This window comes from Nocardia goodfellowii (assembly GCF_017875645.1).
Lineage (GTDB): Bacteria > Actinomycetota > Actinomycetes > Mycobacteriales > Mycobacteriaceae > Nocardia > Nocardia goodfellowii.
In genome coordinates this window covers 3,008,145-3,033,086 of the sequence record NZ_JAGGMR010000001.1, presented here as the reverse complement: position 1 = coordinate 3,033,086, position 24,942 = coordinate 3,008,145, and the positions used below count along the sequence as shown (strand labels likewise).

The following is a 24,942-nucleotide window of genomic DNA, read 5'->3' as shown; positions in this document are numbered from 1 at the left end:
GGGCGTGACGGCATGTCTCGAAGCCGCCCCGATCGATTCCCTGCGCCCTCTGGTGCTCACGGTCTACGTGCCCACCTTGGCGCGGGGCATCGGGATGGGCGCTGCCGCGCCGGTGATGACGCTCACCGCCGTCGACCTCGGCGCGTCGGTGGCGGTCGCGGGTCTGGCGGTAGCGCTGGTGGGGCTCGGCCAGGTGCTCGGCGGTATTCCGTCCGGTCAGCTGGTGGCCTGGATGGGCGAGCGCGCCTCGACCATCTGGGGTACCGCCGTGGGCCTGGTGGGCGTGCTGCTGTGCGTGTTCGCGCCGAACGTGCCGGTGCTGTGCGTCGGCCTGCTGATCGTCGGACTGTCCAATGCGGTCTGGGGTTTGGCCCGGATGACGTTCATGGCCGAGGCCATCGCGCTGCCGCTGCGAGCGCGCGCCATGTCGCTGTTCGGCGGCGCGATGCGGCTGGGCTTCTTCGTCGGACCGCTGCTCGGCGCGGCCGCGATTCTCGGGGTGGGGATCCGCGGCGGGTTCGCGGTGCAGTTCCTGGCGTTCCTGGTCGCCGGCTGGATGATGGTGCGGCTGCCGCTGCCGGGCGGCAGCTACACCGAACCGGCGGTGGCCCCGCCCATTTCGCTGCTCGGTGTGGCCCGGCAGCATCGTTCGGTGCTGTGCACGCTGGGCGCAGGGTCGATGCTGATGGGCGCGGCCCGCGCCTCGCGGGAGGTGATCCTGCCGCTGTGGGCCCACCACATCGGAATCGACGCGGCCACCGCGAGTTTGCTTTTCGGCATCGCCGCCGCCCTGGAACTCGTCTTCGCCTATCCGGCCGGGCATCTCATGGACCGCTACGGGCGAGCACCGATCGCGGTCCCGTCGCTCGGCATCCTGTCGGCCTCGTATTTGGCTGTGCCGCTGACTCATTCGACCATCACGCTCGGCGCGGTGGCGGTCGCCCTGGGGGTCGGCAACGGCATCGGCAATGGGCTGATCATGGTGCTCGGCGCCGATGTCGCGCCACCGGGCATGCGCGCGGAGTTCCTGGCCGCCTGGCGGCTCACCCACGATTGCGGCGCTTTCGGCGGCCCATTGCTGCTCGGCATCCTGGCCGGTGCCGCGCCGCTGGCCGCCGCCGCGCTGACCATCGGCGGTGTCGCGGCACTCGGCGCGGTGGTGATGGGCCGATTCATCCCCCGCCACATCCCCTGGCCCCCGGTGGCCCTGTCTCTTCCACAGAAGGTGATCTCATGATCGAAACAGACGTGCTCGTCCTCGGCGGTGGACCCGCCGGAACCTGGGCCGCGCTGAAGGCCGCGGCCACCGGCGCCTCGGTCCTGCTGGCGGACAAGGGTTTCTGCGGCAGCAGCGGCGCTACCGCCGCCGCGGGCACCGGAATCTGGTATGTCCGGCCGGAGCCCGAGCTTCGTGAGCGGGCGATGGCGAGCCGCGAAGGTCTGGGCGGCTATCTGGCCGACCGCGAATGGATGGCGCGGGTGCTCGACGAAACCTACGACCGGGTCGATGAACTCGCGACCGACGGCCGCTACCCGTTCCCGGTCGGACCCGACGGGCAGCAGATCCGCACCGGGGTCCAAGGTCCCGATTACATGAAGCGCCAACGGCTTCGGGTGCAACGCGCCGGTGTGCGCATTCTCGATCACTCCCCCGCGGTGGAACTGCTCGTCGATCCCTACGGCGCGGTCGCGGGCGCCCGGCTGCAACGCCTGGCCGACGGCACCCGGATCGACGTCGCGGCGGCGGCGGTCGTACTCGCCACCGGCGGCTGCGCGTTTCTCTCGAAAACCCTGGGCTGCAACGTGAATACCGGTGACGGCGCGCTCATGGCGGTCGAGGCGGGCGCCGAGCTGTCGGGCATGGAGTTCTCCAACGCCTACGCGATCGCCCCGGAATTCACCTCGGTCACCAAGACCGCCTACTACTCCTTCGCCACCTTCTATCTGGGCAGCGGTGAACCGCTGGCGGGCGCCTCCGGCAAGGCCCGGACCCCGATCGCCAAGGCGCTGCTGACCGAACCGGTGTACTGCACTCTCGATCGCGCCGACGCGGCTCAGCGGCAGGCCATGCGCCGCGGCCAGCCGAATTTCTTCCTCACCTTCGACCGGCTCGGCATCGATCCCTTCACCGACCGCTTCCCGGTCACCCTGCTGCTCGAGGGCACCGTTCGCGGCACCGGCGGCGTCCGGATCACGGGCCCGGACTGCTCGACCAGCGTGCCGGGCCTGTACGTGGCCGGTGATGTCGCCACCCGCGAGCTGATCTGCGGCGGCTTCACCGGCGGCGGTAGCCACAATGCCGCCTGGGCCATGTCCTCGGGCATTTGGGCGGGGACCGGCGCGGGTGGTTACGCACTGCGGCAACGGGATTCGGTGCCGCGCCCCCGCCTCGGCGCCGGTGGCGCTGGTGTGCGCCCGCTGGACCGGCCCGACGCCGAGCTGCGACCGGCGGACCTGGTCGCGGCGGTTCAGGCCGAGGTGCTGCCCTACGACAAGAACTACCTGCGCCACGGTGACCGGCTGCGGCCCGCCCTGGCCACCCTGAACGAGCTGTGGCGGCAGGCCCGATCGGGCCTGTCCGCACCCGACACCTCGAAGGCTCGTTCGGCGGCGGCGATGACCGCGCACGCCCGCTGGATGTACACCGCGGCCTTGGCCCGCACCGAATCCCGCGGCATGGCCCGGCGCCAGGATTTCCCCGATCTCGACCCCGCGCAGCACTACCGGCTGCTCACCGGTGGCCTCGACGATATCTGGACCACTCCCGAACCCGTCTTCCGCGGTCGCCGGGCGCTGGTGCCGGCATGATCGAACTCGTCTCCGCCGACCGCTGCATCGAATGCGACAAGTGCGTCGAGGTCTGCCCCACCCGCGTCTTCGACCGCGGCCCGGACGGAATCCCGGTCCTCGCGCGGCAATCGGACTGCCAGACCTGCTTCCTGTGCGAGGCGTACTGCCCCGTCGACGCCCTGTTCGTCGCGCCGCGCACCACGCCGTTGCCGCCGGACGACCCGCAACGCGACGAGCGGCACCTGATCGAGCACGGCCTGCTCGGCAGCTACCGCAAAGCCCTCGGCTGGGGTGGCGGCCGCCTCACCGCACGCGACGCGATCGGCCCCGAATTGCCCTGACCGGGAACGGCGTGCCGAGCCGATTTCCAGCCGCTAGGTTCGAGTAAAAACACGAAGGAGATATCTGTGCGCTTCGGCATCTTCATCCCGCAGGGTTGGCGGCTCGACCTGGTCGGCATCGAGCCGGCCGCGCAATGGCAGGTGATGCGTGATCTCGCCCGACGGGCGGACGCCGCCGAGGTCTGGGAGTCGCTGTGGGTGTACGACCACTTCCACACCGTGCCGGTGCCGACCGAGGAGGCCACCCATGAGGCCTGGACGCTGATGTCGGCGTTCGCGGCCTCGACCTCCCGGATCCGCCTCGGGCAGATGTGTACCGCGATGGCGTACCGGAATCCGGCCTATCTGGCCAAGGTGGCGGCGACCGTGGATTCGATCTCCGGCGGCCGCACCGAGATGGGGATCGGCGGCGGCTGGTACGAGCACGAATGGCGGGCCTACGGCTACGGCTTCCCCTCCGCCAAGGAGCGGCTGGGCCGCCTCGACGAGGGCGTGCAGATCTTCCGGCAGGCCTGGACCACCGGCGAAGCCACCTTGGACGGCAAGTACTACCAGGTGAACGGCGCCCTGGTGCGGCCACTTCCGTTGCAGGAGGGCGGTATTCCGCTGTGGATCGCCGGCGGCGGCGAGAAGGTGACGCTGAAGATCGCGGCCAAGTACGCCCAGTACACCAACTTCAGCGGCAACCTCGCCGAGTTCGAGGCGAAGTCGGAGATCCTGCGCGGCCATTGCGCCACCGTCGGTACCGATTTCGACGCCATCACCCGCTCCTCGAACTTCAACATCGTCGTCGGCAGCACCGAAGCCGAAGTGGAGGAACGGCTTTCGGGCGTGCAAGCCAAACTGGCCGCCGTCATCGGTGAGGACGAAGCCAAGGGCTTCGTCGACGGCCAGTTCCGCACCTCGCCCGCCGTGGGCACTCCGGAGCAGGTCATCGAAAACCTCACGGCCGTCAAGGATCTCGGCTTGGGCTACGCCATCTTCAACTTCCCCGAGTCGGCCTACGACACCTCCGGCATCGAGCTCTTCGAACGCGAGATCGCCCCGGCGCTCCGCTGATCCGGCTCCGCCACCACGAGAAGGGCGGCCGCCCGGCGGAGGCCGCCCTTCTCCGTGCGACGGCACTGAAATATGGTGCACGAGAAGCGAACGCATCTTCTCGGGGGAATACATGCAAGAAATCATCGATTCCATTGCCGCTTTGTCCTGGCCGGTACTCGCCCTGGTGACCCTGGTGGTCTTCAAGCGCCCCTTGACCAGGGTGATCGCCTCCGCGGAGCGCCGCCAGTTCACCCTGCGCGTCGGCGGTCAAGAACTCGATATGCAGCAGCTCAGCGAACAGCAGGACGACCTGATCGCGGACCTGCAGGCGCAACTGGTGCAGCTCCGGGCAGAAATGGTGCAACTCAATGGGCGCTCCGTGCCGGTACGTGAGTTGGAGCCCGCGCGGACGACCGAAAATCCGGTTCCCGGCGGCCCCACCTTCGGTGGTCCGCCGCCGTGGATGGAACCGGCGGGCGAGGTGCCCGCGCCGGACGCGGGTGCGGTCGCCACGCGGCGAGCCCTGGCCGCCGTCCTCTGGGTGGACGACAATCCCGCCAACAACGCACTGATCTTGGATCGCCTGGAGCGCAGCGGAATTCGGGTCGACTCAGCCCGGACCACGCAGGAGGGCCTGCACCTGCTCGACCGCAACCATTACGGCGCGGTCCTGTCCGATATCGGCCGGAAGGACGATGGCCGCCAAGCCGGTCTGCACCTGATCGAGGAGGTGCGGCGGCGCGGGATAACGCTGCCGGTTGTCATCTTCACCAGCCGGGACGCCGCCGCCCGGTTCCGGGAACCCGCACTGACCGCGGGAGCGAACTTCGTCACCTCCTCGGCCATCGAGCTGATGGAGGAACTGACCACCCTCGGCCTGCTCCGGAACGACTGAAAAGGGCGGCCTCCGTGGGGAGGCCGCCCTTTCACCGTGTGCTGTCTACAGCATGCAGGACACGCAACCCTCGACTTCGGTGCCTTCCAGCGCCATCTGGCGCAGGCGGATGTAGTAGAGAGTCTTGATGCCCTTGCGCCAGGCGTAGATCTGGGCCTTGTTCAGGTCGCGGGTGGTGGCGGTGTCCTTGAAGAACAGCGTCAGCGACAGGCCCTGGTCCACGTGCTGGGTGGCGGCGGCATAGGTGTCGATGATCTTCTCGTAGCCGATTTCGTAGGCGTCCTGGTAGTACTCGAGGTTGTCGTTGGTGAGGTAGGGCGCGGGGTAGTAGACGCGACCGATCTTGCCTTCCTTGCGGATCTCGATCTTCGACGCCACCGGGTGGATGGAGCTGGTGGAGTTGTTGATGTAGGAGATTGAGCCGGTCGGCGGAACGGCCTGCAGGTTCTGGTTGTAGATGCCGTGCTCCATCACCAGGGTCTTGAGCTGACGCCAATCGTCCTGGGTGGGGATGTGCACGCCCGCGTCGGCGAAGAGCTGACGCACCTTCTCGGTCTTGGGCTCCCACACCTGATCGGTGTACTTGTCGAAGTACTCACCCGTGGCGTACTTGGATTCGGGGAACCCGCCGAAGTAGGTGCCGCGTTCCTGCGCGATCAGGTTCGAGGCCCGAATCGCGTGGTAGACAACGGTGTAGAAGTAGATGTTGGTGAAGTCGATGCCCTCTTCGGACCCGTAGTGCACCCGTTCCCGCGCCAGGTACCCGTGCAGGTTCATCTGGCCGAGACCGATGGCGTGGGACTGGTTGTTGCCCTGCTCGATCGAGGGCACCGAGTAGATGTGGGTCTGATCCGAAACGGCGGTCAGCGCCCGGATCGCCACCTCGATGGTCTGCGCGAAGTCCGGCGAGTCCATCGACTTGGCGATGTTCATCGAACCCAGGTTGCAGGAGATGTCCTTGCCGACCTTGGCGTAGGACAGGTCGTCGTTGAACTCCGAGGGCGTGGACACCTGCAGGATCTCCGAGCACAGATTCGAGTGCGTGATCTTGCCGGCGATCGGGTTGGCCCGGTTCACCGTGTCCTCGAATATGATGTACGGGTAGCCCGATTCGAACTGCAGCTCGGCGATGGTCTGGAAGAACTCGCGCGCCTTGATCTTCGACTTGCGGATCCGCTTGTCGTCGACCATCTCGTAGTACTTTTCGGTGACATCGATATCGGCGAACGGCTTGCCGTAGATACGCTCTACGTCGTACGGCGAGAACAGATACATGTCCTCGTTCTTCTTCGCCAGTTCGAAGGTGATGTCCGGGATCACCACACCGAGCGAGAGGGTCTTGATGCGAATCTTCTCGTCCGCGTTCTCGCGCTTGGTGTCGAGGAAGCGGTAGATGTCGGGGTGGTGCGCGTGCAGATACACCGCGCCCGCGCCCTGCCGCGCGCCCAGCTGGTTGGCGTAGGAGAACGAATCCTCCAGCAGCTTCATGATCGGGATGACACCCGAGCTCTGGTTCTCGATCTTCTTGATCGGCGCGCCGTGCTCGCGAATGTTGGTGAGCAGCAACGCGACACCGCCGCCGCGCTTGGACAGCTGCAGCGCCGAGTTGATGGAGCGCCCGATGGACTCCATGTTGTCCTCGATGCGCAGCAGGAAGCAGGACACCGGCTCGCCGCGCTGCTTCTTGCCCGAGTTCAGGAAGGTCGGGGTGGCCGGCTGGAAGCGGCCGTCGATGACCTCGTCGACCAGCTTGCTCGCCAGCACCTCGTCGCCGTCGGCGAGGGTCAGCGCCACCATGCAGACCCGGTCTTCGAAGCGCTCCAGGTAGCGCTTGCCGTCGAAGGTCTTCAGCGTGTACGAGGTGTAGTACTTGAACGCGCCGAGGAAGGTGGGGAACCGGAACTTGTGCGCGTAGGCCTGCTTGAACAGCTTCTTGATGAAGGCGCGGCTGTACTTCTCCAGCACCTCCGGCTCGTAATAGTTCTCCTCGACCAGATAGTCCAGCTTCTCGTCCAGGTTGTGGAAGAAGACGGTGTTCTGGTTGACGTGCTGCAGGAAGTACTGGTGCGCGGCCTCGCGGTCCTTGTCGAACTGGATCTCGCCGTTCGGGCCGTAGAGGTTCAGCATCGCGTTGAGGGCGTGGTAATCCAAGACCTCACCGGCCTCCGCGAGCCGTCCCGACTGCTGCTGCTCTAAACGAGCTGACTTGCCTGCCGGTGCTGTTGTTGCTGTTGCCAAAACAATCCCAATCCCTCGCGGACGCGTGCGACGTCCTCAGCGGTTCCCATGAGTTCGAAGCGATACAGGTACGGCACCCCGCACTTACGCGAGATGACCTCACCGGCAGCGCAGAAGGTATCGCCGAAGTTCGTGTTGCCGGCCGCGACCACCCCGCGCAGCAGGGCACGGTTGTGCGGATCGTTGAGGAACTTGGCGACTTGCCGCGGTACGAATTCCTTGTCGTCCCTGGTACCACCCAAGACGTGCCGACCGCCCCCGTAGGTGGGGGCGATCAGCACGTAGGGTTCGTCGACTCGGAGCGTATCGGCGGTGTGCAGCGGTATGCGAGTGGCCGGGATACCCAGCTTCTCGACGAAACGATGTGTGTTCTCCGAGGCGCTGGAGAAGTACACCAGACCAGACATGGTCGGTCTCCTTCCTCGAAGGAACTACAGACGATCAGGCAGCGACGGTCGCGAGCGACTTGATGCGGTCGGGCCGGAAGCCGGACCAGTGGTCCTCGCCGGCGACGACGACGGGGGCCTGCAGGTAGCCCAGGGCCATCACGTAGTCACGCGCCTCCGCGTTCTCGGAGATGTCGATGACCTCGTAGTCCACCCCGGCCTTGTCGAGCGCCTTGTAGGTGGCATTGCACTGGACGCAAGCGGGCTTGGTGTACACGGTGATCGTCATGGTGTCCCTCTCTCCAAGTCTCGGATTCCACAGCCAGTGATCCGTATGCCGATCTTTGCGAGCGGCCTGGCAAGCAGGCGCAAGCGACGCATGGTCCAACGTGTGCTGCGCAAACTCCTGGATCCGGCTACGAAACCCCTGTTCGCACCGCTTCGAAGTGGTGCTCCCCGAAGGGTGTCTCGCGTCGTCCTCCAGCAGTGAAGACACTACACCTAGTGGCCGACAGATTCATACAACACGACATGTTGCGAGTCACAAGGATGAAATTCTCTTGGGGTAAGTACCTGCACGCTCGATACGCAACCCGACACGACAATGGCGTAGATCACAGTTTTGTACCGCAGCTCTTTCTCAGCAAACTTTTTCCGGCACTTGTGTCACACCCGTCTCGACTGTCCCGCCGCCCCCAGTTCGAGGCAGCGACACGCCACAGCAAGAGGCCGCCCGGCGCATACCGGACGGCCTCTACTACAGGCGGGCGAGGACTCAGGCGGACACAAGTTCACCTCGCGCGGCCGCCACCAGCTCGTGCACCGTCGCGCCCAGCCGAGTCAGCGCCTCGGCGTCCTCACGCGGATGAGCGGACGCGAATCGCTCGCCGATCACACCGAAGTGCGCGTGCGCCGACTCCACGACCACGCCGCCCGCCACGCCGAGCGCCTTGACCGCATCGCCGTGCGACCAGCGTGCCGCGTTGGAGCTGATCGACGCACTCACCACAGCGGTCGGCTTGCCCTTCAGCGAGCCGGCGCCGTACGGCCGGGACGCCCAGTCGATGGCGTTCTTCAGCACAGCGGGAATGGTGCCGTTGTACTCCGGGGTTACCAGCAGAACGCCGTCCGCGGCCGCCACGGCGTCGCGCAGCGCCTGCGCGGCGGCGGGCACCGCGCCTTCCACGTCGATGTCCTCGTTGTAGAAGGGAATATCGCCGAGGCCCTCGAAGAGGGTGATCTCGACATCCTCCGGCGCGGTCTGCACCGCGGCCTCGGCCAGTCGGCGGTTGATCGACGCGGCGCGCAGACTACCGACGAGAGCGAGGATTCGGGTCTCCGACATGATGACTCCTGATGTACTGAGCGAGTGTGTGGGAAGCTTTCACCAGACACTAACCGGACTGTGGTCCGGTTCCATTCCCTCGAGAGTGCGAGAAGTACTGTGACCTACAGCACATCCCTCCCCGGCAACGCGGCCGGCGTCCGGAATCTGCTGCCGTTGAGTTCCGGTCTGCCCGCCGGAGCCGAAGCCCACGAACGCGCCGATGCCGCCCGCAACCGGCAGCTGCTGCTGGACGCGGCCCAGCAGCTGGTCCGGGAACAGGGCGCCGACGGCCTGACCATGGACGCGCTCGCCAAACGAGCCGGTGTCGGCAAAGGTACCGTCTTCCGGCGGTTCGGCAACCGGTCCGGACTCATGCGGGCCCTGCTGGACCACTCCGAACAGAAGTTCCAGGCCGCCTTCATGTTCGGGCCGCCGCCGCTCGGGCCGGGCGCGCCCGCGCTGGACCGGCTCATCGCGTTCGGCCGGGCCCGGCTGCTCGATATCGAGGTGGAGGGCGAACTGCATCGCGCGGCCGAGATCGGCGAAGGCGACGACCGCTACTCCGGCGCGCCCTACGGCCTGCTCAAGGCACACGTGGCGATGTTGCTGCGGGCCGGCGGCGCGCACGGTGAACTGCCGTTGCTCACCGACGGACTGCTCGCCGTACTCGGCGCCCCCTTGGTCATGCATCAGATGAACGTCCTGGGCTACACGCGCGAGCAAATCGGTGACAACTGGGAAGCCTTCGTGCGGCGCATCGTAGAGTAATTTGCCATGGGTAGTCTGCGCGAACAGATCGTCACGGAGCTGGGTGTCCAGCCGAGCATCGAACCGAAGCAAGAGGTACGGCGGCGAGTCGATTTCCTCAAGGACTATCTGCGCGCCACTCCCGCAAAGGGTTTCGTGCTCGGGATCAGTGGCGGGCAGGACAGCGCGCTGGTCGGCCGACTATGTCAGCTGGCCGTGGAGGAGTTGCGGACCGCCGGATACGAGGCGACCTTCGTCGCGGTGCGACTGCCCTACGGGGTGCAGTCCGACGAGGCGGACGCGCGGACCGCGATGCGCTTCATCCAGCCCGACCGGTCGGTAGTGGTCAATATCCGGCCCAGCGCGAACGCGGTGGCCGCCGAGGTGGCCTCCGCCGTGAAGGTGGACAAACTGCGGGATTTCGTCCGCGGCAATATCAAGGCGCGCGAACGCATGGTGGTGCAGTACGCCATCGCCGGTCAGGACAACCTGCTGGTGGTGGGCACCGATCACGCGGCCGAGGCGGTCACCGGCTTCTTCACCAAATACGGTGACGGCGGCGTCGATCTGACCCCGCTGACCGGACTGACCAAACGCCAGGGCGCGGCACTGCTGCAAGAGCTCGGCGCGCCGGCGAGCATCTGGTCCAAGGTACCCACCGCCGATCTGGAAGACGATCGGCCCGCCCTCCCCGACGAGGAAGCGCTCGGGCTGCGCTACAGCGAGATCGACGACTACCTCGAGGGCAAGGACGTCACCGACGAGGTAGCGAAGAAGGTCGAATCCGTCTTCCTGAACACCCGGCACAAGCGCACCGTGCCGGTGTCGCCGCTCGATACCTGGTGGCGCTGAAGGTTATTCGGCGGCTTCGACTTCAGCGAGGCGGCGGATGAGGAATCTTCGCACCTGCTCGTTGCCGGCCGACGCTATCGCCTGGCGGTAGTGCTCGGCCGCCTCGGCGTAGCGGCCCGCCCGGCGGCACAGGTCGGCGCGGGTGGCGGCGACCTGGTGCGAACCGGCCAGGCGCGGGTGGTCGGCGACGGCGTCGAGCGCGGCCGAGCCCGCGTCGAAACCGTCGCGGAAGGCGATCGCGACGGCCCGGTTGACCTGCACCGCCGGCGAACGGGTGTACCGCGCGAGCTCGTCGTAGGCGGAAACGATCGCGCGCCAATCCGTTTGCTCCCAGCTCGGCGCGACCGCGTGCGCGGCGGCGATCCGAGCCTGCGCGAGATAGGGGCCGCTGTGACCGCGCGCCGCGGCCGAGATCAGGCAGCGCAGGCCGGATTCGATGGCCGGACGGTTCCAGCGGGTACGGTCCTGTTCCTCCAACGGCACCAACTCGCCTGTCCCGGAACGGCGTTGGTCGCGGCGGCTGTCGTTGAGCAGCATGAGGGCCAGCAGAGCACGGGCCTCCGGTTCCGCCGGGAGCAGACCGCACAGCAGGCGGCCGAGCCGAATCGCCTCCTCGCACAACTCGTCTCGCACCGCCGAGGATCCGGAGGTGGCGAAGTATCCCTCGCTGAAGACCAGGTACACGCAGGACAGCACGGCGGGCAGGCGTTCGGGAAGCAGGTGCGCGGGCGGCACCCGCAGCGGGATACCGGCCTGCCGGATCTTCGCCTTCGCCCGAGTAAGCCGTTGCGCCACAGTGTGTTCGGGCTGCAGGAAGGCGCGGGCGATCTCCGCGGTGCGCAATCCGCACACCAGCCGCAGCGTCAGGGCGACCTGCGATTCGGCCGACAGCGCGGGATGGCAGCAGGTGAAGATCATGCGCAACTGGTCGTCGGCGACCGGGGACATATCGAGCTCCTCGTCCGGCGCGGGATACCCGTTCCGGTCCAGCCGCACCGCGTCCTGTTCTTTCGCGGCCCTGGATGATTCCCGCCGCAGCCGGTCCAGCGCGCGGTGCCGCGCCGCGGTGGTGATCCAGGCGCCCGGATTCGACGGGAGACCGTGCCCGGGCCAGGACCGCAGCGCGTCGGCGAAAGCCTCGTGCACGGCGTCCTCGGCCAGCCCGATATCGCCCACCAGGCGCACCAGAGTAGCCAGGGCCCGGCCGAATTCGGCGCGGTAGACAGCGTCGACGTCGGCCGGGCCGGTGGTCACCTCAGGCGCCCAGATCCACGACCTGACGCACCTCTACCTGCCCCTTCTCGCCGCACGGGATCTGCGCGGCGATCTCGGCCGCCGCCGCGCGGTCGGGGGCCGCGAACAGGTAGAAGCCGTCGACCACCTCCGCGATCTCGGGGAACGGACCATCAGTGAGCAGCAATTCGCCGTCCCGGACGCGCAGCGTGGTGGCGGTCGACGGCGGCAGCACCGCGCAGCCGCCCCGGATCGCCGCGCTGTGAGCGTCACCGAACCGCGTGTGCTCGGCCACCGCCTTGTCCCACTCGGGGGCCTCCGGCGCGATCACCGCGTCCGGCTGATCCCACAGCAGAGCCATCCACCAGTCCGGCCCCGGGACCTCGTGCGGGTTGTACATGACCGTGGGACGCAGTTCGATGGCGCCGCTCGTGGCGGCCGGAATGTTGCGCGCCAACTGAATCGCCGCGTCCAGATCCGGGCAGTCCAGAACGTAGAACCCGCCTACGACCTCCGCCTGCTCGGTGAAGGGGCCGTCGGTGACCAGCGTCTCGCCCGCACTGTGCCGGACGATCAGAGCGGTCTCGGCCGGATACAGCGCCGCTCCACCCGCGATCGCCGCACCGGCCTGCTTCTCGAAATCCACATACCGCTGGAGTTCCGCCTCGAACTCCGGGGTGCCCGGCTCGGCGCTGTTGTCCTCACGGCCGGCCAATGTCGCCAGGTAGTGCATGTCGTCATCCTCCCTCGAATCACGGGGGTCCGATACCCCACGCTATCCAGACGACGAACACCACGCGGCGATCTCTACACGGACGCGGAAAAAATGTTCAGCCGCCCGCGAAAGGCGGCAAGACGTCGACGCGCGGAGTCAGCGCCGTCGACGGGTCACGGGTGAGTTCGTCGCCGACCAGGTAGGCGCAGACGCCGAGCATCTTGTCCAGGTCGGGGCCGTAGGTGTCGGCGAGGACGGTGCGCAGATCCGCGACGGTGGCCTCGGCGGGCAGGTCCAAGGTCTCACTCGCCTTGCCGACCGCGTCGGCGATGGCGGCGAAGTAGCGGATCTCAACCACCGATAGCTCCCATCGTGCGTTCCGGCGGGACGAAATCCGCGGCATCGATACCGTGGCCGGCCCATTTGTTCCACATCGCGCCACGCCAGATGGTGGCGATCTCGGCGTCGTCGGCGCCGGAGCGCAGGACCGCGCGCAGATCGAATTCCTGGTCGCTGAACAGACAGGAGCGCAGCATGCCGTCGGCGGTGAGGCGGGTGCGGTCGCAGGTGTCGCAGAACTTGCGAGTCACCGAGGCGATGATGCCTACCGTGGCCGGGCCGCCGTCGACGAGCCACTTCTCCGCGGGGGCGGACGGATCGGCGCGACCGGCTTCGACGAGTGCGAAACGGGCGCCGAGGACGTCGAGCAGTTCGGCGGCGGTGACCATGTTGGCCCGCGCCCACTCCTGATCGGCGTCGAGCGGCATCTCCTCGATGAAGCGCAGTTCGCACTGTTCGTCGAGACACCACTGGAGCAGATCGGGGGCTCCGGCGAGGGTTTCGCGCATCAAGACCGCGTTCACCTTCACCGGAGCGAGCCCCGCGTCGCGGGCGGCGCGGATACCGGCGAACACCGATTCGAGGCGATCGCGGCGGGTGAGGCGGGCGAAGCCCAGCCGATCGACGGTGTCGAGGGAGACGTTCACCCGGTGCAGACCGGCTTCGGCCAGACCGCGGGCGCGATGCTTCAGACCGACACCGTTGGTGGTCATCGCCAGCGGAACCTCGGGCACCCGCGCATGGCAGCCCGCGATGATCTGCTCCAGATCGCGGCGCAGCAGCGGTTCACCGCCGGTGAAGCGCACCTCTTCGATGCCCAGTTCACGCACCGACAGCACGACCAGCCGCACGATCTCCTCGACCGTGAGCAGTTCGTCCTTGGGGATGGGCGGCAAGCCCTCTTCCGGCATGCAGTAGGTGCAGCGCAGCGAGCACTTCTCGGTGATGGAGACCCGCAGATCGCGGGCCGCCCGGCCGAATCTGTCCACCAGGAACGGCGTTTCCGGACGCCCGTCGAGCGAAGGGCGCCCTGATCGCACGGCGGGGATGCCCATTTCGACCAACGTCACGCCTTCATTATGTACGTGCCGACCCGGGCTGGGCAGAGGCGCGTGGGATCCGACACAGGTTCGGAGGATCTCACGAGACCGCCGCTCCGACAGTGAGCTCGGCTCGGTGGAACCGCCGAAAGCGCGCGCGAGGTGGGACCGAATTTCTCGAGCACGGCCGTCCTGGCCCTAGGCTTTGCTCATGAGTTCTCGACCAGCCCGGTCCGTCGACGAATACCGCGAAACCATCGAACAGATGCTGCGCCCCTTGGCGGCGCGCGCGGTCGAGTCCGTGCCGGTGCCCGACGCGCTCGGCCGGCAACTGGCCGAGGATGTGCGTTCGCCGGTGGACCTGCCGGTATTCCGTAATTCCGCCATGGACGGTTACGCGGTGCGCGCCGAATCGGTGGCGGCCGCGCCGGTGACACTGCCGCTGGCGGGGGTGGTCGCGGCCGGCAATCCCGGCGAGACTCCCCTGCCGCCCGGCGGTGCGCTCAAAGTGATGACCGGCGCGCCGATCCCGCCCGGGGCCGACTGCGTGGTGCCGGTGGAGGACACACATGCCGCAGGCGACACCGTCACCATCGAACGTGCCCGCGTCGCAGGGGAATTCGTGCGCGAGGCAGGCACCGACGTGCGCACCGGGGACCTGCTGGTTCCCGTCGGCGTCGCGCTGAACCCCCGTCATATCGCGGCGCTCGCGGCGGTGGGCCTGGCCGAGGTGCCGGTTTTCGAGCAGATCCGGGCGGCGGTCATCACCACCGGCGACGAACTGGTTCCGGCCGGAAAGACCTTGCGACCCGGACAGATCTACAACTCCAACGGCATCGCCCTGGCGGCCGCGCTGAGCGCGAACGGCGTCGCGGTGGTGTCGGTCGAACACAGCACCGACGACCCGGCCGAATTCCGCCGGCGACTGGACGCCGCAACCGGTTCCGCCGATCTGGTGTTCACCTCGGGCGGGGTGTCCCAGGGCGATTTCGAGGTGGTCAAGGATGTGCTGACCCCGCTGGGCGGGACGTTCGGCGTGGTAGCGGTGCAGCCCGGCGGGCCGCAGGGCCTGACCGTCGCCGACGGCGTGCCGGTGCTGAGTTTCCCGGGCAATCCGGTCAGCACCATGGTGTCGTTCGAGGTGTTCGCCCGCCCCATCCTGCGGCGGCTCGGCGGCCTGCCCGAGGTAGAGACCCGGGAATTGCCGCTGTCGGAAGCGGTGCGTTCGCCCGCGGGACGACGGCAGTTCCTGCGCGGCCGGATCACGGCCGACGGTGTGGAACCGGTGTCGGGCCCCGGGTCGCACCTGGTGGCGGGAATGGCATGGGCGGATGTGCTGATCGATATCCCGGCCGAGGCGACCGAGGTGCCCGCCGGGACGGCGGTCAGCGTGCGCGCGCTGTGAGGGTGCACCGGATTGTGCGAGGCTGGGAAGTATGAGTGAGTTGTCGCATGTCGATGGTGCCGGCCGGGCCCGCATGGTCGACGTGAGTGCGAAAAGCGAGTCCACCCGGATCGCGGTCGCCGCCGGTGAGCTGCGGACCACCGCCGAGGTGGTGGCGCTGGTGCGGGCCGACGACATGCCCAAGGCCGACGTGCTGCCGACCGCGCGCATCGCCGGGATCATGGCCGCGAAGAAGACCTCCGAACTCATCCCGCTGTGCCATCAGCTGGCGCTGTCGTCGGTGAAAGTGGAGTTCGGGTTCACCGATACCAGCATCACCATCGAAGCCTCGGCCAAGACCAGGGGCCAGACCGGCGTCGAAATGGAGGCGCTGACCGCCGTGGCGGTGGCGGGCCTGACGCTGCACGACATGGTCAAGGCGGTGGATCCGGCGGCGGTGTTGAACGGTGTCCGGTTGCTTACCAAAGAGGGTGGGAAGCATGGGCATTGGGAGCGGCCGGAGGAGAACGGTGGTGGGGCGGTCGCGGTGGGGGAAGTCGAATCGGACGACGCGACAGTCGGATCCCGCCGCTTAGCGGTCGATTCCGGTCACACCGCGATCGATGTTGGTGACGCTGCGGACGAAACTCGCTACGACACAATCGGTTCCGGCGATGCAACGGACGGAGCCCGCAACGCCCCAATCGTATCCGGCGAGGCGACAGGCGAAACCCGCAACGCAACAGTCGGATCCGGCGACGCCACAGCCGAATCCGGCGATCCGCTGGTCCAGCTGCACGAGGCGCATCGGCGCGATCCGGACAGCCCCGAGGCGGGGTCCGCGGTGGTGCTGGTCGCGTCGACCGGCGCGGCGGCCGGGACCCGGGAGGACACCACCGGTCCGGTGCTGGTGGATTGGCTTGCCGGGCTGGGTTTCTCGGTCCGCGGTCCGCTCGTCTACGCGGACGCTGATATCTCCTTCGGCCTGGCCGACGCGCTGCGTTTCGAACCCGACCTGGTCATCTCCACCGGCGGTACCGGAGCCTCCCCCACCGACGGCACCCCGGAAGCCACCCTGAGCCTGCTCGATCGTGAGCTGCCCGGCGTCGCCGAAGCGATCCGCCGGCGCGGGACCGAGAAGTTCCCGCTGGCCGCGCTCAGCCGTGGCGTCGCCGGACTCGCCGGACGCTCGGTCGTGGTGAACCTGCCTGGTTCCCCCGGCGGCGTAAAGGACGGTATCGCGGTGCTCGAACCGCTCCTCGATCATCTGCTCGCGCAAGTAGCCGGAGGCGGCAACCATGAGTGACACAGTGCAAGTCGCCCGGATCAGCGACCAACCGCTCGATCCCGCCGAGGTGGAGCAGGCGGTGACCGGGCCCGAACACGGCGCGGTCGTGGTCTTCACCGGCAAGGTCCGCGATCACGATGGCGGACAGGCGGTTTCGGCACTGGAGTACTCCGCGCATCCGGACGCCGAACGCTTCCTGCGCAAATGCTGCGCCGAAGCGGCCGCCGCATCCGGATTACCCGTCGCCGCCGTACACCGAGTCGGCCCCCTGGGCATCGGCGATCTCGCGATCGTCGTGGCCGTCGCCGCCCCACACCGCGCCGAAGCCTTCAGCACCTGCGCGGACCTGGTGGACCGGATCAAACACGAGGTGCCGATCTGGAAGCGCCAGCTGTTCGCCGACGGACTGTCCGAATGGGTCAACGCCTGCGGCTGACGCGGTCGGCCGGTCATCGACAGCCCCATACACAAAAATCGACGCCCGACGACTGGCCGATTTCGGGCACACGGCCGCAGCACCGGACTGTTTCAGGACGAGGCGCGGGCGGGGTGGAGGCGACGCGAGGCGAAGCGGGCCGGAGACCACGGGAAGTGCAGCGGGGCGGGGTGGAGGCGACGCGAGGCGGGAGCAAAGCTGGGCGAACGCGACCGTGAGGGCGGACGCGACGCGGGAGCGGGGGCGCAGCGAGGAGAGGTGCCGCGGCGACTGTCATCAGGGCGCGCGCACTGCGGCCGCGGCGCGGTTCCGGGGGCCGGGCCTTATCCGGTGGGAGGAACTGGGCCGGGCGCGCGGTAGACGCCTGCGGCAGGCCACCACAGCAGACGGGCGTGCCCTGCCCAGTTACTCGGCTACGGGAGGCGCGACATGCGCCGCGTGTTCTCGTAGCGTCCGTACCGCGCCGAGGTCTGTGCATCGTTGCACAGGCCCCGGCTCGGCAGGTAGAGCTCAATTCTGGTGGTGGGTGGCGGGAGGCGACAGGGATTAACGCGCCAGCGTCCGCGCGAACGCGCCAACTTTCGATCAGTGCGGGGTGTAGCGCCAAACACCCAGCAACGCTTGCGGATCGAGTGGTTCGGCGGCGGTGTGGACGCAGTCCCGCAGGCGTTTGAGCGCGGTGTCGGAGTCCAGGCCGGTGCCGATCAGGACCAGCTGGGTGGTGCGTGGCTCGCCACGGGACCAGGCGCCGGGTTCGAAGACCAGGTGCCGGCCGACCAGGTGGAACAAGAACTTGCGGCGTTCCCCGGCGACGGCGAAAGCGGCGAACCCCTTGGCGCGGAACAGGCCCGTCGGCGGATCGTCCAGGAAGTCGATGAGGCGGCGCGGATCCAATTCCGCTTCGCTGGTGAAGGACACGCTCGTGTAGTCGTCGTGCAGGTGCCGGTGCGCCGGGTCGTCATGATCGTGGTCGTGCTCGGTGAGCAATGCGTCGAAGCTCAATTGCTCTGCCTGCGTGGCGGTTTCCCGCAGCGGCTCGTCGAAGAGCAGCCCGGGCTCGATCCGGCCGTGCGTGGTGGCGTACACCGGCACCTGCCCGACCAGCTCGGTCAGGTCGCCGCGCAATCGCGCCAGGTCCGCGGCCGGGACGCGGTCGCTCTTGTTCAGCACCACCAGATCCGCGAGCCGCAGATGCTTGGCCAGCTCCGGATGCTGGGCGCGGCTGGCCGGGAACTGCTCGGCGTCCACGACCTCCACCAGCCCGCCGTAGCGGATGCGCGGGTTCTCGCTGGCCACCACCATCCGGATCAGATTGCGCGGCTCGGCCAGCCCGCTCGCCTCGACGACGATCACATCGATGCGGGCGCGCGGTTCGGACAGCGCGGTGAACATGTCGTCGAGTTCGGAGACGTCGACCGCACAGCACACGCAGCCGTTGCCCAGCGACACCATGGCGTCGACCTGCCCCGCGACCAGCATGGCGTCGATATTGATCGCACCGAAGTCGTTGACCACCACCCCGATCCGGGTGCCCCGGGTGTTGCGGAGCAAATGGTTGAGCAGCGTCGTCTTCCCGGATCCGAGAAAACCCGCCACGATCAGAACAGGAATCCGCTCAGCCACCCGACAGAGCCTAGTAGAACCGGAAACGCCGGACACCACGGTCGGAGGGCGGGCTCCGACGGGTGTCCGGCGTACCAGGCGGCCGGGACGGGTCGCGAATCTATTCGGCGGGACCGAGCAAGGTGCTCGCCAGGGTGTAGGCGAGGTTGATCAGCTCCGAGGTGATGGCGGAGTTGTCCATGCCGAACGAGCGGATCAGCGGAAGCAACAGCTGCATACCGGCATTGACAAGTGTGCTGCTATCCAGCTTTTCGGTTTCGGGCTTGGTCTGCTGCTGCGTACCCGAATCTGGGCAACCCGGCACCTTCACCGCCCCTGCAGTAGTCGCGCAACCAGGCGTCGACTGCTGATTCGGGCGCAAATTCTGATTTTGAGTCTGCCCGCCCGGCGAAACCGAATTCTGACTCTGACCTTGTGTACCCGGGGTGGCCGCGGTCTGGCCCTGGCCCTGCACATCCGGCCGAGTCAATCCTTGCTCCTGTCCCTGCGTGCCCGGCGAGGTCAAGCCCTGGCCCTGACCCGGCACACTCGGCGACACCAAGCCCTGCCCCTGACCCGGCACACCGGGCGAGGTGGCGTTCTGACCCTGCCCGTGAACGCCCGGCGGAGTCGAGTTTTCCGCCTGCACGCCGACCGAAGGCGAGTTTTGGCTCGGGTTCTGGCCATGCATGGTCGGCGAGGTCGCGTTCCGACTTTGCCCATGCACGCCCGGCGGGGTCGAGTTCTGATCTTGCGCGCCCGGTGAAGCGAAAGCTTGGCCCTGCGTACCCGCCGAAGTCGCGTTCTGGCCCTGTGCGCCCAGGGATGCGGAGCTCTGGTTGTCACTCTGCGTACCCGCGGAAGGCGAGCTCTGGCTCTGGACCGGCGGAGTGGAGCTCTGGGCGTGACCCTGCACTCCCTCTGAAGCCGAGTTCTGGTCCTGCGTACCGGCCGAGGCCGAATTCTGCGTACCCGGCGTAGTCGAATATTGGCCCTGGCCTTGCATATTCGGCGTAGCCGCGTCCTGCCCCTGCACGCCGGGCCTGGTTTGGTTCGGGGTACCGGGCGCGGCGGGGAGTTCGGGTTGCGCCGGCGGCGTGCCCGGGATCGGCGACGGCGAGGCGTCCGGCGCAGTGGCGGCGGGTATCGGTTGGGCCAATACCGCTGCGGCGGGGGCACTTTCGGCCGAGCCTGTGCCGCCCGGCGGCACGCCGAGCAGGTAGCTCGACAGGCCGGTGGTGATCGCGATGGCGTGGCGCAGTTGGCCCGCTTCGCTCTCCAGTAGGGCGGCGTCTTCGGGGTTGGCTCCGTTGCCCATTTCGACGAACACCGTCGGCACGGTGGACAGCGCTGGGCCGGCCACGTCGGCGCGGGTCTGTAGGCCCTCCTGGACACCGGCATAGTCGGCGGGCTGGAAGCCCGCGTGCAGGTAGGCGTCACGCACGAGCTGGGAGGCCGCCCGGCCCGCGGCGGATTGGGCCTGTTCGACGGCTGGGTCCGGGATCGGTAGCTGCGGGACGATGAGATGGAAGCCGCTCGCCTCGGCGGGGGCGCTGTCGGCGTGGATGCTCACCGCGACCGCGGCGCCGGAGGCATTGGCGGCCCGCGCCCGGTCGTCGACGCAGCCGCCCCAGCCACTGTCGTCGGCGCGGCTCAGGACGACCCGCGCGCCGAGGCTCTCCAACGACGACTTGACCAGTTGAGCAACATTCCAGTTGATGGTGTGCTCGGGGATGCCGTTGACGGTGACCATGCCGGTGGTCTGACAGTCCTTGGTGCCGCCGCGGCCATTGTCTACCTGGCGCGACAGGTCCTCACCGTGATGGGGACCCTGATGGCCCGGGTCCAGGAAAATCGTCTTGCCTAGCAGTTTGGTCGCCATCTCGGGCGGTATCGGAGCGGCGTGCGCGGCGGCGGGCAACAATCCGGATATCGTGATCGCGACGGCGGCGGACACACTTGCGCAAAGACCGGTTCTCAGAGTGCTTGGCTTCATGTGCGGTGTCGGTGCCCCGGGACGGAGCACCCCTCCCTTCCCACTAGTAACACCAGACTCAGAAGTTCACTCTGACAACATTCGGCACAGCGTGCAAGCACCTTTACCGAACCGTGATTGCTATCAGCGCTGGTCAGCCGACATAACGCCGCGCGCGCGAACTGCGCTGCGAATCCTCTAGCAGCACCAGACCGGCCTCGATGTGCGGGGGGACGACCGCGCGTTCGCGCAGCACCCAGGGCAACCCCCGCAAGGTGTCGAGGACGGCTCCGGCCGTGGTCCGGTCGGCCGGAGCGGACTTCAGCACCACGGCGGACCGCCGGAGGGCGCTGCGCGCCGGACGTCGTAACCACATGGTCCACAACGTGTTTCGAATACCGAGACGACGGCGATGGGTGGAATCCCGTCGCTGCGACGGCGCGTGATGGATGACCATGTCCTCCACCCAGCACATCCACCAGCCGTGCGCCGCGAGGTCGAGGGCGAGCAACTCCTCCTCACCACCGAACCACAGGCGGTCGGAGAAGCCGCCGACCTGCTGGAACGCATTGACCCGGAAAGCCGACAGACCGGCCATCACTCCGAGCAGCGCGGGCCCGGGGAGCCACTCCGGCCCCGAAATCGGCGACTCGCGAAGCTCGGGCGTGATCGGATCCTCGTGCAGATCCGGCTCGACCAGGCATCGTCCCGTCACCGAAGCCAGCCCGGGATACTCGTCGAGCAGATCGGCCGCGCGCGTCAGAGATCCCGGCTGCCACTGGGTGTCGTCATCGCAGAACGCCACATACGGCGTGGTCGCACGCTCGACGGCGAGATTCCGGGCCACCGCGCCCAGGTTCTCCCGCGAGCGCAGCAACTGGACAGTGGGGAACGCCGCCGCGACCGCGTCCGCGGTGCCGTCGGTGGAGCCGTTGTCCGCGACGATGATCGGCGCGGCATCGGGCAGCCCGGTCATGTGCGCGAGGGTTTCCAGCAGTTGCTCGCGCCGGTCGCGGGTGATGATGACGACCGTCATTCGGTCCGTGGCCATCCGGTCACTTCCTTTCATGGAGAAGTTCGAGCGTCCGCGCCCCGCGTTCTACCTCCGGCGGCAACTGGCGGCGCTGGGCCAGCGCCCGCGGCAGGCGACGGACGAGACCCCCTACCACCAGCAACGTTTCGGGGTCGCGCACGGCCCGGCCGAGCAGCCGGGAGGTTTCCGCGATACATCGCCGCCACGGCCGCCGCATCCAGGTGATCAGCGCGTTGTTGCGCTGTTCGACACGCCTGCGCCACGGTGGCGGGGGCCGCCGCCGCGACGGATGGTGGTGGGCCCGCACGTGCGGGACGTAGCAGAGGTGCCAGCCGTCGGCCGCGAGGTCGAGCGACAGCAAGCGTTCTTCGGCTCCGAAGTGCAGCAGCGAACTGAATCCGGCGGCCCGCTGGTAGGCCTCCTTGCGGACGACCGCGGCACAGGCCAGGAAGCCGAGCACCAGCGGGCCGGGCAGACCCGGCGGATGACCGAGCGGGCTGTGCGCCATCAGCTCGTTGACCGGATCGTCCCGGTGCTCCGCGCCGACCAGGGTGCGTCCCGCGATGAGACCGAGTCGTGGATGCTCGTCCAGCATCCGCTCGGCGGTCGGCAGCGCGTCGTCGGCCCACCAGGAGTCGTCGTCACTGAACGCGACATAGGGCGTCTTGGCCCTGGCGACGCCGATATTGCGCGCCGCCGCGCCGAGGTTGTCCGGCAGCCGGACGATCTCCACACCCTCGAACGCCGCCGCGGCATCGACGGTGTCGTCGGTGGATGCGTTGTCCACCAGCACAATCGGCGGACAGGGACGCAACGCGGTCAACTCGCGCAAGGTGCGCGACAGTTCGGCGGCGCGGTTGCGGGTGGCGATGACGACAGTCGTCTTCGCCGTGGCCGAGGGGCTCACGACGGCTGTCCTGCGCGCAGTTCGTCGAGCAGGTCCGCGGTCAACGCGTCGACGGCCGGAAAGTCGCGGCGGCCGGCCCGCGCCCGCCCGGCCGGGGACAGGCACCACTGCCACCAACGATCGAACGCACCGGGCTCGACAGCGCGTTCGGCGGGAATCAGCGCGGGCCAGTTCAGCGCCTGCGCCTGCGCGCTGACTTTTCCGCCGCCCGCGATCGGATCCACGGCCAGAACCGGGACGCCCGCGCGCAGTCCCAGCACCAAGCCGTGCAGGCGCGTGGTGACCACGGCGTCGAGGCGGGCGAACACCGACGCGAGCTGGTCGGGCGTGCGGCATTGGCGCCAATCATCGGGCGCGAGCCGGGTGTCGAGGGGTAGTCGCGCGCAGTCGAGTTCGGCTAGCCAGCGCGTCAGCGCTTCGTGCACCGTCTCGTGGCGACGGGCGGTTCCGTACTCGGCCTGCCCGGGAGCGAAGACCGCGCCGACCACCGGAACATGCACGGTGCGGGCGGCGACGGCCATGTCCGGCCGGGGCCTCGACAGACCGTCGCGCGGCAGCACGCGATGGAATCCGGTCACGGCGGCGTCGTCTGGATCGAGAATCGACACCCCCACGGCGATGCGCCGGCAATTCGCATATCGCTCGTGCAGGGACCGCACCTGTTCTCCGTGCGCGGGCCCGCAGACGAACACCAGATGCGAATAGCGGCCGGAGTCGGCGTCGGCCAGATGCAAGCCGTCGGAACGGTATACCGGGCTCCACGCCGTGTCGTAGGGCACATCGGCCGCGTGCAGCGCGTCGCACACCCGGCTCATGCTCAACACGTCCCCCGCGGTCGCCTCACCGTGCAGAAAGCTCGGCCAACCGGTGACGAGTACACGCATGTCTCAGCACCTCCCGATGCGGTGACGGCGGGTTCAGGGGGCAGGGCGCAAGTGCACGACTTTGGTCTGGCTCATCTCGTCGAGTAGTTCCGGCCCGTAACCGAATCCGGCGCCGCTGGCCCGGCGTGGATGCGCGGCCCCACCGGGTGCGCCGCCGAACACGGCGTTGATCTTCACCGTGCCGACCGGGAGGTCGCGCCAGGCGTGCTGGGCATGGGCCATCGACGGGGTGAGTACGGTCGCGGCCAGCCCGTATTCGTCGGCGGCGGCCTCCGCGACGGCCTGTTCGAAGCTGTCCACGACCCGGACGGGCGCGACCGGACCGAAGGTTTCGGCACGCATGATCAGCATGCTCGGATCGCAGCCGGTCAGCACCGTCGGCGGATAGTGCGCGCCGTCGCCGGGCGGCACGACGCCGCCGGTCAGCAGTTCGGCCCCGTGCTCGATCGCGTCCCGCACGTGGGAGTGCACGTGGTCACGATGACGGCGGTCCACCAAGGGCGCTCCGTCCCAGGCCTCGGCGGCGGCGACCAGCGCGTCCAGGAAGTCCGCCGCGACGTCGCGGTGCACGAATATCCGTTCGACGGACACGCAGATCTGACCCGCGTTCGCGAACGCGCCCAGGGCGGCTTGTTCGGCGGCCCAGCCGATCGAGACGCCGGAATCCACGATGAGGGCATCATTGCCGCCGTTTTCCAGCAGCGCCTTGGCTCCCGTGGCGGCAACGCTCTTCGCGATCGACCGGCCGGTGGCCGTGCTGCCGACGTGTGCGACCACATCCACGTCCGTCCGCGCGGCGAGGAGGGCACCGACCTGCCCGTCACCGTGCACGGTCTGCAGCACGTCAGCGGGCAGCGGCTGGGCGAGCAGTTCGCCGAGGCGCTGACCGGTCCGCGGTGCGCGTTCGCTCGGCTTGTAGATGACCGTGTTACCGACCGCGAGCGCGGCGCCGAGCAAACCGCAGGACACCGCCACGGGGTCGTTCCAGGGTGTCAGGGCGACGACGACTCCGCGCGGCTCCCAGACCATGAGGTCGGTAGCCTCGAAGTCTCCCATCAGACTTTTTCCCCGATGCACCGGTCCCAATTCGGCGTATTGCTCCAATGTCGCCGCACCGGCCAGTACGCCTTCCCTGGCCTCCGGCTGCGGCCGTCCCGTGTCGGCCTCGTTCAACTCGGCGAGTTCGTCGGCATGATCACGCAGCAAGGCGGCGCCGGCCCGCAGCGCGGCCGCCCGCTCCGCCGCAGGTGTTCGGGCCCATCGGGTTTGGACGCCGTTGGCCGCTCGTACGCACCGGTCGAGGTCGGCGGGATCGGTTCCGGGCACCGTACCGGCGGCGGCCCCGGGTTCGGGGTCGAGGATTTCGAGTGCGCTCATACCGCGGGGGGTTGCCGGACGCTTGCGATTCAAACGGTGTCGCGCCGCGTTGGTAGATAACCGATGGATCGCTGTCCAGTGTGACCGGGTTTGAGTCGGCGGCGAGCGGCAA

At 68.3% G+C, this 24,942-nt stretch carries 24 protein-coding genes; 10 read left to right on the top strand and 14 right to left on the bottom strand.

Annotated elements, in window-relative coordinates:
• Nucleotides 1-4 precede the first annotated feature (4 nt).
• From BJ987_RS13605 to BJ987_RS13585, 5 genes are all read left to right on the top strand, one after another.
• The gene (locus BJ987_RS13605) at nt 5-1,237 is read left to right on the top strand and encodes an MFS transporter (RefSeq protein ID WP_372446858.1); all 1,233 of its coding nucleotides are present in this window, start codon (nt 5-7) and stop codon (nt 1,235-1,237) included.
• Entirely contained in the window at nt 1,234-2,808 is a 1,575-nt protein-coding gene (locus BJ987_RS13600; RefSeq protein ID WP_209889061.1) for an FAD-dependent oxidoreductase, read from the top strand. The genes BJ987_RS13605 and BJ987_RS13600 overlap by 4 nt, the downstream gene beginning before the upstream one ends.
• Nucleotides 2,805-3,131 carry a 4Fe-4S dicluster domain-containing protein gene (locus tag BJ987_RS13595; protein ID WP_209889059.1) on the top strand — a complete coding sequence of 109 codons (327 nt, stop codon included), beginning with the start codon at nt 2,805-2,807 and terminating at the stop codon, nt 3,129-3,131. Before BJ987_RS13600 ends, BJ987_RS13595 begins: the two co-directional genes overlap by 4 nt.
• Before the next feature lie 66 nt (nt 3,132-3,197).
• Nucleotides 3,198-4,190 (top strand): LLM class F420-dependent oxidoreductase, encoded by a 993-nt coding sequence (locus BJ987_RS13590; protein WP_209889056.1) that lies wholly within the window; start codon nt 3,198-3,200, stop codon nt 4,188-4,190.
• 112 nt (nt 4,191-4,302) lie between these two features.
• The gene (locus tag BJ987_RS13585; RefSeq protein WP_209889053.1) at nt 4,303-5,067 is read left to right on the top strand and encodes a response regulator transcription factor; all 765 of its coding nucleotides are present in this window, start codon (nt 4,303-4,305) and stop codon (nt 5,065-5,067) included.
• Between the two features lie 45 nt (nt 5,068-5,112).
• Here the strand turns inward: BJ987_RS13585 and nrdE are convergent, their stop codons facing one another.
• The 4 genes from nrdE to BJ987_RS13565 all read right to left on the bottom strand — a co-directional run bounded on the left by nrdE (nt 5,113) and on the right by BJ987_RS13565 (nt 9,036).
• A complete protein-coding gene (gene nrdE, locus BJ987_RS13580; RefSeq protein ID WP_245366949.1) occupies nt 5,113-7,194 on the bottom strand; it encodes a class 1b ribonucleoside-diphosphate reductase subunit alpha in 2,082 nt (693 codons plus the stop codon).
• A 65-nt stretch (nt 7,195-7,259) separates the two neighbouring features.
• Nucleotides 7,260-7,712, bottom strand: coding sequence for a class Ib ribonucleoside-diphosphate reductase assembly flavoprotein NrdI (gene nrdI / locus BJ987_RS13575; RefSeq protein ID WP_209889047.1), 453 nt, complete (start codon nt 7,710-7,712; stop codon nt 7,260-7,262).
• Nucleotides 7,713-7,746: 34 nt separating this feature from the next.
• Nucleotides 7,747-7,980 (bottom strand): redoxin NrdH, encoded by a 234-nt coding sequence (locus BJ987_RS13570; protein ID WP_194814874.1) that lies wholly within the window; start codon nt 7,978-7,980, stop codon nt 7,747-7,749.
• A 486-nt stretch (nt 7,981-8,466) separates the two neighbouring features.
• Nucleotides 8,467-9,036 carry an NAD(P)H-dependent oxidoreductase gene (locus tag BJ987_RS13565; RefSeq protein WP_209889045.1) on the bottom strand — a complete coding sequence of 190 codons (570 nt, stop codon included), beginning with the start codon at nt 9,034-9,036 and terminating at the stop codon, nt 8,467-8,469.
• 147 nt (nt 9,037-9,183) lie between these two features.
• Between BJ987_RS13565 and BJ987_RS13560 the strand changes: the two genes are divergently transcribed.
• The gene (locus tag BJ987_RS13560) at nt 9,184-9,786 is read left to right on the top strand and encodes a TetR/AcrR family transcriptional regulator (protein ID WP_372446937.1); all 603 of its coding nucleotides are present in this window, start codon (nt 9,184-9,186) and stop codon (nt 9,784-9,786) included.
• 6 nt (nt 9,787-9,792) lie between these two features.
• Nucleotides 9,793-10,617 (top strand): NAD(+) synthase, encoded by an 825-nt coding sequence (gene nadE, locus BJ987_RS13555; RefSeq protein WP_209889040.1) that lies wholly within the window; start codon nt 9,793-9,795, stop codon nt 10,615-10,617.
• Nucleotides 10,618-10,620: 3 nt separating this feature from the next.
• Here nadE and BJ987_RS13550 read toward each other — a convergent pair whose 3' ends face one another.
• From BJ987_RS13550 to moaA, 4 genes are all read right to left on the bottom strand, one after another.
• On the bottom strand, nt 10,621-11,871 hold the full coding sequence (locus tag BJ987_RS13550; protein ID WP_209889037.1) for an RNA polymerase sigma factor: 1,251 nt from the start codon (nt 11,869-11,871) through the stop codon (nt 10,621-10,623).
• 1 nt (nt 11,872) lies between these two features.
• Nucleotides 11,873-12,583 carry a YciI family protein gene (locus BJ987_RS13545; protein WP_209889034.1) on the bottom strand — a complete coding sequence of 237 codons (711 nt, stop codon included), beginning with the start codon at nt 12,581-12,583 and terminating at the stop codon, nt 11,873-11,875.
• Between the two features lie 97 nt (nt 12,584-12,680).
• Nucleotides 12,681-12,923 carry a MoaD/ThiS family protein gene (locus BJ987_RS13540; protein ID WP_209889031.1) on the bottom strand — a complete coding sequence of 81 codons (243 nt, stop codon included), beginning with the start codon at nt 12,921-12,923 and terminating at the stop codon, nt 12,681-12,683.
• Complete coding sequence (gene moaA, locus BJ987_RS13535) at nt 12,916-13,974, bottom strand: GTP 3',8-cyclase MoaA (protein WP_209889028.1); 1,059 nt, start codon at nt 13,972-13,974, stop codon at nt 12,916-12,918. The genes BJ987_RS13540 and moaA overlap by 8 nt, the downstream gene beginning before the upstream one ends.
• Nucleotides 13,975-14,155: 181 nt before the next feature.
• Here moaA and BJ987_RS13530 point away from each other — a divergent pair, with 181 nt between their 5' ends.
• From BJ987_RS13530 to BJ987_RS13520, 3 genes are read left to right on the top strand one after another with little or no spacing between them, the layout of a single operon-like run.
• The gene (locus tag BJ987_RS13530; RefSeq protein ID WP_209889025.1) at nt 14,156-15,349 is read left to right on the top strand and encodes a molybdopterin molybdotransferase MoeA; all 1,194 of its coding nucleotides are present in this window, start codon (nt 14,156-14,158) and stop codon (nt 15,347-15,349) included.
• A 31-nt stretch (nt 15,350-15,380) separates the two neighbouring features.
• Nucleotides 15,381-16,634: a bifunctional molybdenum cofactor biosynthesis protein MoaC/MoaB gene (gene moaCB / locus BJ987_RS13525; RefSeq protein WP_209889022.1), complete on the top strand. Its 1,254-nt coding sequence runs from the start codon at nt 15,381-15,383 to the stop codon at nt 16,632-16,634.
• Nucleotides 16,627-17,052 (top strand): molybdenum cofactor biosynthesis protein MoaE, encoded by a 426-nt coding sequence (locus BJ987_RS13520; protein WP_209889020.1) that lies wholly within the window; start codon nt 16,627-16,629, stop codon nt 17,050-17,052. The genes moaCB and BJ987_RS13520 overlap by 8 nt, the downstream gene beginning before the upstream one ends.
• Before the next feature lie 585 nt (nt 17,053-17,637).
• Here the strand turns inward: BJ987_RS13520 and BJ987_RS13515 are convergent.
• The 6 genes from BJ987_RS13515 to BJ987_RS13490 all read right to left on the bottom strand — a co-directional run bounded on the left by BJ987_RS13515 (nt 17,638) and on the right by BJ987_RS13490 (nt 24,830).
• A complete protein-coding gene (locus BJ987_RS13515; protein WP_209889018.1) occupies nt 17,638-18,675 on the bottom strand; it encodes a CobW family GTP-binding protein in 1,038 nt (345 codons plus the stop codon).
• 100 nt (nt 18,676-18,775) lie between these two features.
• The gene (locus BJ987_RS38200; protein ID WP_372446857.1) at nt 18,776-20,536 is read right to left on the bottom strand and encodes an N-acetylmuramoyl-L-alanine amidase; all 1,761 of its coding nucleotides are present in this window, start codon (nt 20,534-20,536) and stop codon (nt 18,776-18,778) included.
• A gap of 247 nt (nt 20,537-20,783) precedes the next feature.
• Nucleotides 20,784-21,680, bottom strand: a complete 897-nt coding sequence (locus BJ987_RS13505; RefSeq protein ID WP_245365947.1) for a glycosyltransferase family 2 protein — start codon at nt 21,678-21,680, stop codon at nt 20,784-20,786.
• Nucleotides 21,681-21,684: 4 nt separating this feature from the next.
• Nucleotides 21,685-22,569: a glycosyltransferase family 2 protein gene (locus tag BJ987_RS13500; protein ID WP_209889014.1), complete on the bottom strand. Its 885-nt coding sequence runs from the start codon at nt 22,567-22,569 to the stop codon at nt 21,685-21,687.
• Nucleotides 22,566-23,453 carry a polysaccharide pyruvyl transferase family protein gene (locus BJ987_RS13495; RefSeq protein ID WP_209889011.1) on the bottom strand — a complete coding sequence of 296 codons (888 nt, stop codon included), beginning with the start codon at nt 23,451-23,453 and terminating at the stop codon, nt 22,566-22,568. Before BJ987_RS13495 ends, BJ987_RS13500 begins: the two co-directional genes overlap by 4 nt.
• A 33-nt stretch (nt 23,454-23,486) precedes the next feature.
• On the bottom strand, nt 23,487-24,830 hold the full coding sequence (locus BJ987_RS13490; RefSeq protein WP_209889009.1) for an aldehyde dehydrogenase family protein: 1,344 nt from the start codon (nt 24,828-24,830) through the stop codon (nt 23,487-23,489).
• Nucleotides 24,831-24,942: the final 112 nt, after the last annotated feature.

Coding starts and splice junctions, on each gene's coding strand:
- BJ987_RS13600 (WP_209889061.1), top strand. CDS start 1,234: ATGATCGAAACAGACGTGCTCGTCCTCGGCGGTGGACCCGCCGGAACC.
- BJ987_RS13595 (WP_209889059.1), top strand. CDS start 2,805: ATGATCGAACTCGTCTCCGCCGACCGCTGCATCGAATGCGACAAGTGC.
- BJ987_RS13585 (WP_209889053.1), top strand. CDS start 4,303: ATGCAAGAAATCATCGATTCCATTGCCGCTTTGTCCTGGCCGGTACTC.
- nrdE (WP_245366949.1), bottom strand. CDS start 7,194: ATGCTGAACCTCTACGGCCCGAACGGCGAGATCCAGTTCGACAAGGAC.
- nrdI (WP_209889047.1), bottom strand. CDS start 7,712: ATGTCTGGTCTGGTGTACTTCTCCAGCGCCTCGGAGAACACACATCGT.
- BJ987_RS13570 (WP_194814874.1), bottom strand. CDS start 7,980: ATGACGATCACCGTGTACACCAAGCCCGCTTGCGTCCAGTGCAATGCC.
- BJ987_RS13565 (WP_209889045.1), bottom strand. CDS start 9,036: ATGTCGGAGACCCGAATCCTCGCTCTCGTCGGTAGTCTGCGCGCCGCG.
- nadE (WP_209889040.1), top strand. CDS start 9,793: ATGGGTAGTCTGCGCGAACAGATCGTCACGGAGCTGGGTGTCCAGCCG.
- BJ987_RS13545 (WP_209889034.1), bottom strand. CDS start 12,583: ATGCACTACCTGGCGACATTGGCCGGCCGTGAGGACAACAGCGCCGAG.
- BJ987_RS13530 (WP_209889025.1), top strand. CDS start 14,156: ATGAGTTCTCGACCAGCCCGGTCCGTCGACGAATACCGCGAAACCATC.
- moaCB (WP_209889022.1), top strand. CDS start 15,381: ATGAGTGAGTTGTCGCATGTCGATGGTGCCGGCCGGGCCCGCATGGTC.
- BJ987_RS13520 (WP_209889020.1), top strand. CDS start 16,627: ATGAGTGACACAGTGCAAGTCGCCCGGATCAGCGACCAACCGCTCGAT.
- BJ987_RS38200 (WP_372446857.1), bottom strand. CDS start 20,536: ATGGCGACCAAACTGCTAGGCAAGACGATTTTCCTGGACCCGGGCCAT.
- BJ987_RS13505 (WP_245365947.1), bottom strand. CDS start 21,680: ATGGCCACGGACCGAATGACGGTCGTCATCATCACCCGCGACCGGCGC.
- BJ987_RS13495 (WP_209889011.1), bottom strand. CDS start 23,453: ATGCGTGTACTCGTCACCGGTTGGCCGAGCTTTCTGCACGGTGAGGCG.
- BJ987_RS13490 (WP_209889009.1), bottom strand. CDS start 24,830: ATGAGCGCACTCGAAATCCTCGACCCCGAACCCGGGGCCGCCGCCGGT.